Source organism: Pseudomonas sp. LBUM1646 (assembly GCF_059716165.1).
Genome location: NZ_CP166810.1, coordinates 2,150,235 through 2,162,089, shown reverse-complemented (window position 1 = coordinate 2,162,089; position 11,855 = coordinate 2,150,235). Strand labels below are relative to the sequence as shown.

At 58.4% G+C, this 11,855-nt stretch carries 12 protein-coding genes; 10 read left to right on the top strand and 2 right to left on the bottom strand.

Features of this window, described 5'->3' with window-relative positions; genetic code table 11:
- Positions 1–123 precede the first annotated feature (123 nt).
- Positions 124–915 (top strand): CPBP family glutamic-type intramembrane protease, encoded by a 792-nt coding sequence (locus ACA071_RS09685; RefSeq protein ID WP_497644112.1) that lies wholly within the window; start codon positions 124–126, stop codon positions 913–915.
- 103 nt (positions 916–1,018) lie between these two features.
- Positions 1,019–2,584 carry a methyl-accepting chemotaxis protein gene (locus ACA071_RS09680; RefSeq protein WP_497644111.1) on the top strand — a complete coding sequence of 522 codons (1,566 nt, stop codon included), beginning with the start codon at positions 1,019–1,021 and terminating at the stop codon, positions 2,582–2,584.
- 140 nt (positions 2,585–2,724) lie between these two features.
- Here ACA071_RS09680 and ACA071_RS09675 read toward each other — a convergent pair whose 3' ends face one another.
- The gene (locus tag ACA071_RS09675; RefSeq protein WP_497644110.1) at positions 2,725–3,402 is read right to left on the bottom strand and encodes an alpha/beta family hydrolase; all 678 of its coding nucleotides are present in this window, start codon (positions 3,400–3,402) and stop codon (positions 2,725–2,727) included.
- A gap of 111 nt (positions 3,403–3,513) precedes the next feature.
- Between ACA071_RS09675 and ccoN (ACA071_RS09670) the strand changes: the two genes are divergently transcribed.
- From ccoN (ACA071_RS09670) to ccoP (ACA071_RS09635), 8 genes are all read left to right on the top strand, one after another.
- Positions 3,514–4,938 (top strand): cytochrome-c oxidase, cbb3-type subunit I, encoded by a 1,425-nt coding sequence (gene ccoN / locus ACA071_RS09670; RefSeq protein WP_497644109.1) that lies wholly within the window; start codon positions 3,514–3,516, stop codon positions 4,936–4,938.
- A gap of 10 nt (positions 4,939–4,948) precedes the next feature.
- Positions 4,949–5,557, top strand: coding sequence for a cytochrome-c oxidase, cbb3-type subunit II (ccoO, locus tag ACA071_RS09665; protein ID WP_497644108.1), 609 nt, complete (start codon positions 4,949–4,951; stop codon positions 5,555–5,557).
- A gap of 3 nt (positions 5,558–5,560) precedes the next feature.
- Positions 5,561–5,782: a cbb3-type cytochrome oxidase subunit 3 gene (locus ACA071_RS09660; RefSeq protein ID WP_497644107.1), complete on the top strand. Its 222-nt coding sequence runs from the start codon at positions 5,561–5,563 to the stop codon at positions 5,780–5,782.
- A complete protein-coding gene (gene ccoP / locus ACA071_RS09655; protein WP_497644106.1) occupies positions 5,779–6,735 on the top strand; it encodes a cytochrome-c oxidase, cbb3-type subunit III in 957 nt (318 codons plus the stop codon). Before ACA071_RS09660 ends, ccoP (ACA071_RS09655) begins: the two co-directional genes overlap by 4 nt.
- Positions 6,736–7,237: 502 nt before the next feature.
- Complete coding sequence (gene ccoN, locus ACA071_RS09650; RefSeq protein ID WP_497644105.1) at positions 7,238–8,680, top strand: cytochrome-c oxidase, cbb3-type subunit I; 1,443 nt, start codon at positions 7,238–7,240, stop codon at positions 8,678–8,680.
- Complete coding sequence (gene ccoO / locus ACA071_RS09645; RefSeq protein WP_018925301.1) at positions 8,680–9,288, top strand: cytochrome-c oxidase, cbb3-type subunit II; 609 nt, start codon at positions 8,680–8,682, stop codon at positions 9,286–9,288. Before ccoN (ACA071_RS09650) ends, ccoO (ACA071_RS09645) begins: the two co-directional genes overlap by 1 nt.
- Before the next feature lie 5 nt (positions 9,289–9,293).
- Positions 9,294–9,479, top strand: coding sequence for a CcoQ/FixQ family Cbb3-type cytochrome c oxidase assembly chaperone (locus ACA071_RS09640; protein ID WP_003175465.1), 186 nt, complete (start codon positions 9,294–9,296; stop codon positions 9,477–9,479).
- Positions 9,476–10,459, top strand: coding sequence for a cytochrome-c oxidase, cbb3-type subunit III (gene ccoP, locus ACA071_RS09635; RefSeq protein WP_497644104.1), 984 nt, complete (start codon positions 9,476–9,478; stop codon positions 10,457–10,459). The genes ACA071_RS09640 and ccoP (ACA071_RS09635) overlap by 4 nt, the downstream gene beginning before the upstream one ends.
- A gap of 53 nt (positions 10,460–10,512) precedes the next feature.
- Here ccoP (ACA071_RS09635) and ACA071_RS09630 read toward each other — a convergent pair whose 3' ends face one another.
- Positions 10,513–11,517 carry a metallophosphoesterase family protein gene (locus ACA071_RS09630; protein WP_497644103.1) on the bottom strand — a complete coding sequence of 335 codons (1,005 nt, stop codon included), beginning with the start codon at positions 11,515–11,517 and terminating at the stop codon, positions 10,513–10,515.
- Positions 11,518–11,855: the final 338 nt, after the last annotated feature.

The window sequence follows — 11,855 nt, the reverse complement described above, 5'->3', positions numbered from 1 at the left end:
CGCGGCCCAGAAAAGATCACAGTCTTCGGCAGTTCCTACCCTGGAATGCATTCTCCTGTAGGAGCTGTCGCAGGCTGCGATCCTGGCGGCTACATAAGCACCATTGTTCAAGAAGGACTTCTCATGCTCGCTCTGCCATGGCTCTACCTGGCACTCCTCTCCATCGGCTATGCCATCGCGCTGATCTACGGCCAACTCGGCTGGCTGGCCGCAATCTCCGTCGCATTGCTGCTGTTCGCCGGTTTCGCCGTACGCCAGCAAAAGATCCAGGCTGGCCGGTACATCGGCCACGGTTTGTTCATCGTCCTGGCCTTGGCGTTGGCGATGCATTGGCTGCCCGGTTTCTACAATGGTCGCGGCATCGACCCGCAGCGGTTCACCGACGATGCCGTGCCGTTTTCCATGTATTTGAACCAAGACAAACCGCTGATTGGTTTCTGGTTGTTGCTGGTCTGCCCATGGATTGTCGGCCGGCGCTCGTTGCGGCTGTCGATCTACGCCACCGCCCTCGCCTTGACCCTGAGTGTCGTGCTTGCCCTCGGTGGTGCCTTATTGCTGGGCGTGATCAGTTGGGCACCGAAATGGCCGGACCAAGCCTGGCTCTGGGTCTTGAACAATCTGCTACTGGTGACGCTGGTAGAAGAAGCGCTGTTTCGCGGCTACATCCAGGGCGGCCTGAGCCGGCGTTTCAAAAACCTGCCCTATGGCGAAAACCTCGCGCTGCTGCTCGCTTCGCTGCTGTTCGGCTTGGCGCATGTGGGCGCAGGCTGGCAATGGGTGTTACTGGCGGGTCTGGCGGGTGTCGGCTATGGTCTGGCCTACCGATTTGGCGGGTTGGGTGCGGCCATCGCCACCCATTTCGGCTTGAACCTGCTGCATTTCGGCCTGTTCACCTACCCGATGCTCGCTGGATGACGCAACGGTCGTTTTGCGACACGCCGCTGATTATTGAAAATTAATTTCAATAAATCCCTGACCACGCCGACAACCTCTCAAAGCCTCACGGATTGAAAAAGCCATGCGTAACAACCAACCCACTACACAACGCGAACGGACCTTCCCGGCTCAGCAACGGTTGATTTCCACAACCGACGCCAAAGGCGTGATCACTTACTGCAACGATGCTTTTGTCGAAATCAGTGGGTTTTCCCGTGAAGAGCTGATCCGTGCGCCGCACAACCTGGTTCGTCACCCTGACGTCCCGGCGGCGGTATTCGCGCACATGTGGGGTACTTTGAAACAAGGCTTGCCATGGATGGGCATTGTCAAGAATCGCTGCAAGACCGGTGACCACTACTGGGTTAACGCCTATGTCACACCGGTTTTCGAAGGCAATCAGGTGGTCGGTTACGAGTCGGTGCGGATCAAACCCACCGCCGAACAGATCCGCCGAGCCGAAGCGCTCTACCAGCGTATTAACCAGGGCAAGTCGGCGATTCCTTCATCAGACAAATGGCTGCCGGTCCTGCAGGACTGGGTGCCGTTCATTCTGATCAGCCAGATCAGCTTCATGATCGGTGCCTCGCTCACCTCCCAGTGGGGTTTTGCCTTGGCCGCCGGTTTGTCGGTGCCGCTGGGCCTGATGGGTTTGAGCTGGCAACAGCGCGGCCTCAAGCGCCTGCTGGTCCTGGCCGGGCAAACCACGTCCGACCCGCTGATCGCGCAGATGTACACCGACAGCCGTGGCGCCCAGGCGCGTCTCGAAATGTCGATCCTCAGCCAGGAAGCGCGTTTGAAAACCTGCCTGACCCGTCTGCAGGACACCGCCGAGCACCTGACCGAACAAGCGAAGCAGTCCGACACCCTGGCCCACAACAGCTCCAACGGCCTGGAACGTCAGCGCGTCGAAACCGAGCAAGTGGCCACCGCCGTCAATCAGATGGCTGCCACCACCCAGGAAGTCGCCAGCCACGTGCAACGCACCGCCGACGCCACTCAGGAAGCCAATCGCCTGACCAGTCGCGGCCGCGATATTGCCGGCGAAACCCGCGAAGCCATTCAACGCCTGTCGGTAGTGGTGGGTGAAACCGGCCTGACCGTGACCCAACTGGCCAAGGACAGCGACGAAATCGGTGGTGTGGTCGATGTGATCAAAGGCATCGCCGACCAAACCAACCTGCTGGCACTGAACGCCGCCATCGAAGCGGCTCGCGCCGGGGAAATGGGTCGTGGCTTTGCGGTCGTCGCCGACGAAGTACGTCAACTGGCGCAACGCACCAGCGAGTCCACCGGGCAGATCCATGCCTTGATCGCCAAGCTGCAACAAACCGCCAACACCGCCGTACAAACCATGGACGCCGGGCATCGCCAGGCCGAAGAAGGTGTGGCGCGGGTATTGGAAGCCGACCAGGCACTGATCGGCATCAGCGAAGCGGTGGCGCACATCACCGACATGACCACGCAGATCGCTGCCGCGACCGAAGAGCAAAGCTCAGTGGCCGAAGAGATCAGCCGCAACATCAGCAACATCTCGCAACTGGCGGACCAGACGTCGGAACAGGCGCAACACTCGGCGTTGTTGAGTGAAGAGCTGACGAAGACGGCCAGTACCCAGTATTCGCTGGTGGAGCGGTTTAACCGCTGATTGTGGTTGGTTAAAACAAAACCCGAATGATGATCGTTCCCACGCTCTGCGTGGGAACGCCTCAATGGACGCTCTGCGTCCGCTGTTGGGACGCGGAGCGTCCCGGGCTGCATTCCCACGCGGAGCGTGGGAACGATCACTTAGCGAAGGAAATCAGCAACCTTTCCCGCCGCAGCCGCCAAATGCTGCTCATGGGTAAACCCCGACGCCTTCAACGGCTTCAAATCATGATCCCCCGCCACCAGCCAGAACAGCTCGATGCTAGGCGCCAACGTATAACCCTCGACCGCCTCACGATTACCCAACGCATCCCGCTCACCCTGAACAATCAAGGTCCGGGTCTTCAACCCAGCCAAATGCTCGACCCGCGGCTTCTCCGGTTTACCTACCGCGTAAAACGGATACCCCAGGCACACCAGCACATCCGCGCCCAATTCATCCGCCAGCAAACTCGCCATCCGCCCGCCCATGGACTTGCCGCCAATGGCCAAACGCCCAGTGACATGGCGTCGCACCACGGCATACACCTCACGCCAGCATTCCAGCAGTTTCGGCGCCGGATTCGGAGGGCGTTTACCGCCGTCGATGCGTCGTTGCGCCATGTAGGGAAACTCGAAGCGCAACACGTTGACCCCAGATGCAGCAACGCGCGCAGCCATGTCGTTCATCCAACCGCTGTCCATCGGCGCACCGGCTCCGTGAGCCAGGATCAGCGTGGTCGATGACGGCCCCGAGGCGGCGTCCCACAACCAGCCATGTTCGGCCACGCACCGGCTCCATTGATCCCCGTCAATACTGGCCTTGTGCTCTTTGTCCATGCTTGCCTCGCTTTTAGTCTGCCTATAACTCCAGGCGAAGGAAGCGTCATTGCCTTGCGGCTTACTCGCAAAGACAGGCCTTCACTTCGGCTGAACCGTGGATGGGGAACCATGAACACTTCTATCAGTACCGCCTACAACTACAAGGTGGTCCGCCAATTCGCCATTATGACGGTGGTGTGGGGCATCGTCGGCATGGGGCTCGGGGTTTTTCTCGCGGCTCAATTGGTCTGGCCCGAACTCAACTTCAATTTGCCGTGGACCAGCTTCGGCCGTTTGCGCCCGCTGCACACCAACGCGGTGATCTTCGCCTTCGGCGGTTGCGCCCTGTTCGCCAGTTCGTTCTATTCGGTGCAACGCACCTGCCAGACCCAACTGTTTGCACCAAGAATCGCCCAGTTCTGTTTCTGGGGCTGGCAACTGGTGATTGTCCTGGCGGCCGTCAGCCTGCCGCTGGGCTACACCAGTTCCAAGGAATACGCCGAGCTGGAATGGCCGATCGACATCCTGATCACCATCGTCTGGGTCGCCTACGCCATCGTGTTCTTCGGCACACTGGCCAAGCGCAAGACTAAGCACATCTACGTCGGCAACTGGTTCTTCGGTGCGTTCATCGTCACCGTGGCGATCCTGCACATCGTCAACAACCTGGAAATCCCGGTCAGCTGGACCAAGTCCTACTCGCTGTACGGCGGCGCAACCGACGCCATGGTGCAGTGGTGGTACGGGCACAACGCGGTGGGTTTCTTCCTGACGGCCGGCTTCCTCGGGATGATGTATTACTTCGTGCCGAAACAGGCCGAGCGTCCGGTGTATTCCTATCGCTTGTCCATCGTGCACTTCTGGGCGCTGATCACCCTGTACATCTGGGCCGGTCCGCACCACTTGCACTACACCGCTTTGCCGGACTGGGCACAGTCGCTGGGCATGGTGATGTCGCTGATCCTGCTGGCGCCGAGCTGGGGCGGGATGATCAACGGCATGATGACGCTCTCGGGCGCCTGGCATAAGTTGCGCAGCGACCCGATCCTGCGCTTCCTCGTGGTCTCGCTGGCGTTCTACGGCATGTCGACCTTCGAAGGGCCGATGATGGCGATCAAGACTGTAAACGCCCTCTCTCACTACACCGACTGGACCATCGGCCACGTACACGCCGGGGCACTCGGTTGGGTGGCGATGATTTCCATCGGCGCGCTGTACCACATGATCCCGAAAATCTTCGGTCGCACGCAGATGCACAGCATCGGCCTGATCAACGCGCACTTCTGGCTCGCGACCATCGGCACCGTGCTCTACATCGCCTCGATGTGGGTCAACGGCATCGCCCAGGGCCTCATGTGGCGCGCTGTCAACGAAGACGGCACGCTGACCTACTCCTTCGTCGAAACCCTGGTGGCCAGCCACCCAGGCTTCGTCGTGCGGTTGGTAGGCGGTGCGATCTTCTTCAGCGGCATGTTGCTGATGGCCTACAACACCTGGCGCACCGTGCGGGCCTCGCAGCCTGCCGAAGCCGCCGCTGCCGCGCAGATGGCCTGAGGAGTCCGCCATGAAACACGAAACAATCGAGAAAAACGTCGGCCTGCTGCTGTTGCTGATGGTCCTGGCCGTGAGCATCGGCGGTCTGACCCAGATCGTCCCGCTGTTCTTCCAGGACGTGACCAATAAACCGGTGGAAGGCATGAAGCCCTACACCGCGCTGCAACTGGAAGGTCGCGACATTTACATCCGCGAAGGCTGCGTCGGTTGCCACTCGCAGATGATCCGGCCGTTCCGCGCCGAAACCGAACGCTACGGGCACTACTCGGTGGCCGGCGAAAGCGTCTGGGATCACCCGTTCCTGTGGGGCTCCAAGCGTACCGGGCCGGACCTGGCACGGGTTGGCGGTCGTTACTCGGAAGACTGGCACCGCGCGCATTTGTACAACCCGCGCAACGTGGTACCGGAATCGAAAATGCCCGGCTACCCATGGCTGGTGGCCAATCAGCTCGACAGCAGCCACACCGAAACCAAGATCAAGGCCATGCGCACCCTCGGCGTGCCGTACACCGACGGCGACATCGCCGGTGCCACGGAATCGCTCAAGGGCAAGACCGAAATGGACGCTCTGGTCGCCTACCTGCAAGTGCTCGGCACTGCCATCAAGAGCAAGAGGTGAGCCATGGCCATTCCCTTTGAAATAGTCAGCGTGATGAGCAGTGGAATGATCCGCGGCCTGGGCACGGTCGTGGTGTTTGTGGCCTTCGTCGGCCTGGCGTTGTGGGTGTTCAACAGCAAGCGCAGCAAGGAATTCGCCGAAGCACGTTTGCTGCCGTTCGCCGACGAGCCGCTCCCCGACAACGCCAACACCCAAGAACCTGAAACAAGGAGTACCCGGCCATGACCACCTTCTGGAGTACGTGGATCTGCGTACTGACCATCGGCAGCCTGATCGGCCTGACCTGGCTGTTGATCGGCACCCGCAAGGGCGAGACCAAGGGTAGCGTCGACCAGACCATGGGCCACAGCTTCGACGGCATCGAGGAGTACGACAACCCGCTGCCGCAGTGGTGGTTCATGCTGTTCGCCGGCACGTTGGTGTTCGCCGTCGGTTATTTGGTCCTTTACCCGGGCCTGGGCAACTGGAAAGGCGTCCTGCCGGGCTATGAAGACGGTTGGACCGGCGTTCACGAGTGGGAAAAGGAGATGAACAAGGCTGACGCCAGGTTCGGACCGATCTTCGCCAAATTCGCCGCCATGCCGGTGGAAGAAGTGGCGAAAGACCCGCAAGCGCTGAAAATGGGCGGTCGTCTGTTTGCCTCCAACTGCGCGGTGTGCCACGGCTCGGACGCCAAGGGCGCCTTTGGCTTCCCCAACCTGGCCGACAGTAATTGGCGCTGGGGTGGCGATGCCGACATGATCAAAACCACGATCATGGGCGGTCGGATGGCGGCGATGCCGGCCTGGGGCGAAATCCTCGGTGACGCTGGCGTGAAAAATGTCGCAGCGTATGTGCGTCACGAACTGGCCGGCCTGCCGTTGCCCGCCGACAGCAACGCCGATGTACAAGCGGGTCAGCAACTGTTCAGCACCACCTGCGTAGCCTGTCATGGGGCAAACGGCCAGGGCACTGAAGCCATGGGCGCGCCGAACCTGACGCACCCGGCCGGATTCATCTACGGTTCAAGCCTGGCGCAACTGCAACAAACCATTCGTCATGGCCGCCAGGGCCATATGCCGGCGCAGAATGAACTGCTCGGCAACGACAAGGTGCAACTGCTCGCCGCATACGTCTACAGCCTTTCGAAGGGTGAAGAGCAGTTGAGCGGCAAATTGCAAGCTACAAGCGGCAAGTAAAGGCAAAAGCAAAAGCTGCAGGCGACGAGCTCTAGCTTGAAGCTTGCAGCTTGCGACTTGCAGCTGCATCTATGCTGCTTCTTTTTGTCGCACCCTCAATTAGTCTCCCTTTCGGTTCCCCGAATTCGGGTCTACGCTTGCTCGATGCGGACTGGCAAAGTACCGGTTCCAGGTCGACATTAGCCGATGTGTTCGACGAATCTGCTCGATGACAGGCCGCAAAGGCTGGTAGTTACCGGCTGTCGTGCCAAATGCCATCGGTCACCTTCTCGTTGTGTTTCAACACACCCCGTTACAACTGACCTGAACCCCTCGCCTTTTTCGTCTGCTGCGACATTTTGTCCGGGGCCGATTTTGTCCTTACGCGGCGCATGGAAAGGCCGCAGAATCAGCTTCTGAAAGCATTGACCCAGGTCATGGTGCGTTGCAATGCCCCCCTGCTTTCTACATACTTGCGGCCGATTTTTATCCTAATAAAACACCCAAACCGTGGAACCTTAGAATGAGCACAGCAATCAGTCCGACTGCTTATAACTATAAGGTAGTCCGCCAGTTCGCCATCATGACGGTGGTCTGGGGGATCCTTGGCATGGGGCTTGGTGTCTTCATCGCCTCACAGCTCGTATGGCCGGAATTGAACTTCGGTCTGCCGTGGACGACTTTTGGACGCTTACGCCCGTTGCACACCAACCTGGTGATTTTCGCCTTCGGTGGTTGTGCACTGTTTGCCACTTCTTATTACGTCGTGCAGCGAACCTGCCAAACGCGACTGATTTCCGACAGCCTCGCGGCCTTCCACTTCTGGGGTTGGCAAGCGGTGATCATCGGCGCCATCGTCACCTTGCCGCTCGGTTACACCACCACCAAGGAATACGCCGAACTGGAATGGCCACTGGCTATTCTGCTGGCTGTCGTCTGGGTCGTTTACGGCCTGGTGTTCTTCGGCACCATCGTCAAGCGCAAGACCAAGCACATCTATGTGGGTAACTGGTTCTACGGCGCGTTCATCGTCGTGACCGCCATGCTGCACATCGTCAACCACATGTCGCTGCCGGTCAGCCTGTTCAAGTCCTACTCGGCCTACTCGGGTGCGACGGACGCAATGATCCAGTGGTGGTACGGCCACAACGCAGTAGGTTTCTTCCTGACCACTGGCTTCCTGGGGATGATGTACTACTTCGTGCCGAAACAGGCCGAGCGTCCGATCTACTCCTATCGCTTGTCCATCGTGCACTTCTGGGCGCTGATCACCCTGTACATCTGGGCCGGTCCGCACCACTTGCACTACACCGCACTGCCGGACTGGGCTCAATCCCTGGGCATGGCGATGTCGATCATCCTGCTCGCGCCAAGCTGGGGCGGCATGATCAACGGCATGATGACCCTGTCGGGCGCCTGGCATAAGCTGCGCACCGACCCGATCCTGCGCTTCCTCGTGGTCTCGCTGGCGTTCTACGGCATGTCGACGTTCGAAGGCCCGATGATGGCGATCAAGACCGTCAACTCGCTCTCGCACTACACCGACTGGACCATCGGCCACGTACACGCCGGCGCGCTGGGCTGGGTAGCAATGATCTCGATCGGCGCCATCTACCACATGATCCCGAAACTGTTCGGTCGCACGCAGATGCACAGCATCGGCCTGATCAACACGCACTTCTGGCTCGCGACCATCGGTACCGTTCTGTACATCGCTTCGATGTGGGTCAACGGCATCACCCAGGGCCTGATGTGGCGTGCAATCAACGACGACGGCACCCTCACCTACTCGTTCGTCGAAGCGCTGCAAGCCAGCCACCCTGGTTTCATCGTTCGCGCCCTGGGCGGTGCGTTCTTCGCCAGCGGCATGCTGTTCATGGCCTACAACGTATTCCGTACCGTACGTGCCTCGAACCCGGCTGAAGCCGAAGCCGCTGCTCAGATTGCTGTAGTTGGAGCTCACTGATGAAGCATGAAGCAGTCGAGAAGAACATTGGCCTGCTGGCCTTCTTCATGGTCATCGCCGTCAGCATCGGCGGCCTGACCCAGATCGTTCCGCTGTTTTTCCAGGACGTCACCAACAAGCCGGTCGAAGGCATGAAGCCTCGTACCGCCCTTGAACTGGAAGGCCGCGACATTTACATCGCCAACGGTTGTGTCGGCTGCCACTCGCAGATGATCCGCCCGTTCCGTGCTGAAACCGAACGTTACGGCCACTACTCGGTCGCCGGTGAAAGCGTCTGGGACCACCCGTTCCTGTGGGGTTCCAAGCGTACCGGTCCGGACCTGGCCCGTGTCGGTGGTCGTTACTCCGATGACTGGCAGCGTGCGCACTTGTACAACCCGCGCAACGTGGTGCCGGAGTCGAAAATGCCGGCCTACCCGTTTCTCGTGGAAAACAAGCTCGACGGCAAAGACACCGCCAAGAAAATGGAAGTCTTGCGCACGCTCGGCGTCCCTTACACCGACGAAGACATCGCCGGTGCCAAGGATGCTGTGAAGGGCAAAACCGAAATGGACGCGCTGGTGGCCTATCTGCAAGGCCTGGGCACCATCATCAAAAGCAAACGGTGATTTAGATGGATATCGGGATGATTCGTGGCCTGGGCACCGTTGTTGTGATGGTGGCCTTTATCGGTCTGGCGTTGTGGGTGTTCAGCCCCAAGCGCAAGTCGGAGTTTGAAGACGCGACCTTGCTGCCTTTCGCGGATGATCCCGAAGCCATCAAGCACGTCGAGCAAGCTTCTAGGAGTAACAAAGAATGACTACGTTCTGGAGTCTGTACGTCACAGTCCTCAGTCTGGGCACCATCTTCGCCCTGACCTGGCTGCTGCTGTCCACCCGCAAGGGCCAGCGCAGCGAGGCCACCGAAGAGACTGTTGGCCACTCCTTCGACGGGATCGAGGAGTACGACAACCCACTGCCGAAATGGTGGTTCATGCTGTTCGTGGGCACCATCATTTTCGCCCTCGGCTACCTGGTTCTGTATCCAGGCCTGGGTAACTGGAAAGGCCTGCTGCCGGGCTATAACTACCTCGATAACGATAAGCAGACTGCGTTTGCCAACGGCCAGACCGGCTGGACCGGCGTTCACGAGTGGGAAAAGGAAATGGCCAAGTCGGACGCCAGGTTCGGTCCGATTTTCGCCAAGTTCGCTTCCATGCCGATCGAAGAAGTCGCCAAGGACCCGCAAGCCCTGAAGATGGGTGGCCGCTTGTTCGCCTCCAACTGCTCGGTGTGCCACGGTTCCGACGCCAAGGGCGCTTATGGCTTCCCGAACCTGACCGACGCCGACTGGCGCTGGGGCGGCGAGCCGGAAACCATCAAGACCACCATCATGGGTGGCCGTCATGCGGTCATGCCGGCGTGGGCTGAAGTGATCGGCGAACAAGGCGTTGCCGACGTTGCCGGCTACGTGTTGACCAACCTCGATGGCCGCAAGATGCCGGAAGGCACCAAATCCGACCCGGTTGCCGGGCAGAAACTGTTCGCCGCCAACTGTGCGGTGTGCCACGGTCCGGAAGGTAAAGGTACGCCAGCCATGGGCGCGCCTAACCTGACGCACCCGGCCGCGTTCATCTACGGCTCGAGCTTCGCGCAACTGCAGCAGACCATCCGTTACGGCCGTCAGGGCCAGATGCCTGCGCAAGAACAGCTGCAAGGCAACGACAAGGTTCACCTGCTGGCCGCTTACGTCTACAGCCTGTCTCACGGTGAGAAGGCTCCGGCGGCGGATGCCCAGTAAGGCAAACGCTTGAAGTTAAAAAAGGCCCCGCCATTAACCGGCGGGGCCTTTTTTTATGGGCGGCGAGCAAAAATCGATTTCACCGGAACCGTCTCCACTAGCTGACGGTTTTGCCATTGGTTCTTCTCTACCAGACTGACGTGCAACTGCTTGCGATCCTCGGAAAAACTGGCGGTCAGGTAGGTCTCCTGAGAAGCGCTGCCGCTGAGAAACATCGGCACATTGCCCAGGTAAGAGACATCGCCACCGTCGGTATGTAAATGACCGGCAAATATGGCAGTCACCTCATATTTGGCGATCATTTCCCTGAAGCGTTTTATCTGATCCCAGCTTCCCATCCAATCGTCAGGCTTATGCATATTGATAATGATGGCGTAGCCCTGAGTTCGAGCGATCTTCAGATCATTCTCTAGCCAATCCAGAGCATGGGTGATGTTGAACGTTGTCGGATTCAAGGCATGAGAAATGTTTACCTGATAAGTAGGTTCGTTATTGAGCTGTACCAGATGAACCTCTCCTATATTTTTTGAGTACGCCAGGCTGCCCGAATACAACTTATTAAGAAACCCACCCGAGATCTTCACGTCGAAGTCGTCAACCTTATCAGCGTGATGCTCTTTATATTCAACAATACTGCCTGCCGCACAATTATTGCTGAAGCAATCATCGACGTTGTTTGCATAATCGTGATTACCCAACCCGTACAGGAAATCCGTCTTGAAGTATTTCTTCAGGGTCGAATTGATATACGAGCGTTGCCAGGCATGACCAAACGCAGTCATGTCGCCATTAATCATCAGTGGTACTTGCGACTGGCCACCCACCTTGCTCCTGAAGTCCGCGATGCTCGCAAACTGGCTCTCTACCAAAAACTTCGCGCGTTGTTCGAACTCCGCATCCGGTTCTTCTTCACGCCGATCAGTCTTATCCGTCCAGGGATATTGAGGGTCAGATGCAAAGACCATATGACGAGGCATACCTTCATTCGAATACGCAAGCGAAGCCATCGATAACAACCACAGACCCGCCAAAAACCTAGTGCCTTTCTTGATACTCATGGAACTCCATTTCCTTTAACAGTAGAGGTGCATACAACTGTTCAGTAGCTGTATGTCTCAGGCAACTTATTCCAGAAAAATAAAATCCACAAACATGACTTCAAGTTTAATTATTTCAATCACACTTACTTCAACTAATAAGCCTTGGCTTTCGTCTTAGGAGGGGATCGTTGTGAGCAGACAGGATATCAAGCCAAAAAACCTGAATCGCAATGACGCCCTCAAAGTGGCGTCGACGGGTAGCGATGGTCTCCCTGCCCGCACGAAGACGATTGATCACCGAAACCGGCAAAACCGTCCATAATTCACAAGTCAATTGATTCAAGTCATTACACCAT

Coding starts and splice junctions, on each gene's coding strand:
- ACA071_RS09685 (WP_497644112.1), top strand. CDS start 124: ATGCTCGCTCTGCCATGGCTCTACCTGGCACTCCTCTCCATCGGCTAT.
- ACA071_RS09680 (WP_497644111.1), top strand. CDS start 1,019: ATGCGTAACAACCAACCCACTACACAACGCGAACGGACCTTCCCGGCT.
- ACA071_RS09675 (WP_497644110.1), bottom strand. CDS start 3,402: ATGGACAAAGAGCACAAGGCCAGTATTGACGGGGATCAATGGAGCCGG.
- ccoN (WP_497644109.1), top strand. CDS start 3,514: ATGAACACTTCTATCAGTACCGCCTACAACTACAAGGTGGTCCGCCAA.
- ccoO (WP_497644108.1), top strand. CDS start 4,949: ATGAAACACGAAACAATCGAGAAAAACGTCGGCCTGCTGCTGTTGCTG.
- ACA071_RS09660 (WP_497644107.1), top strand. CDS start 5,561: ATGGCCATTCCCTTTGAAATAGTCAGCGTGATGAGCAGTGGAATGATC.
- ccoP (WP_497644106.1), top strand. CDS start 5,779: ATGACCACCTTCTGGAGTACGTGGATCTGCGTACTGACCATCGGCAGC.
- ccoN (WP_497644105.1), top strand. CDS start 7,238: ATGAGCACAGCAATCAGTCCGACTGCTTATAACTATAAGGTAGTCCGC.
- ccoO (WP_018925301.1), top strand. CDS start 8,680: ATGAAGCATGAAGCAGTCGAGAAGAACATTGGCCTGCTGGCCTTCTTC.
- ACA071_RS09640 (WP_003175465.1), top strand. CDS start 9,294: ATGGATATCGGGATGATTCGTGGCCTGGGCACCGTTGTTGTGATGGTG.
- ccoP (WP_497644104.1), top strand. CDS start 9,476: ATGACTACGTTCTGGAGTCTGTACGTCACAGTCCTCAGTCTGGGCACC.
- ACA071_RS09630 (WP_497644103.1), bottom strand. CDS start 11,517: ATGAGTATCAAGAAAGGCACTAGGTTTTTGGCGGGTCTGTGGTTGTTA.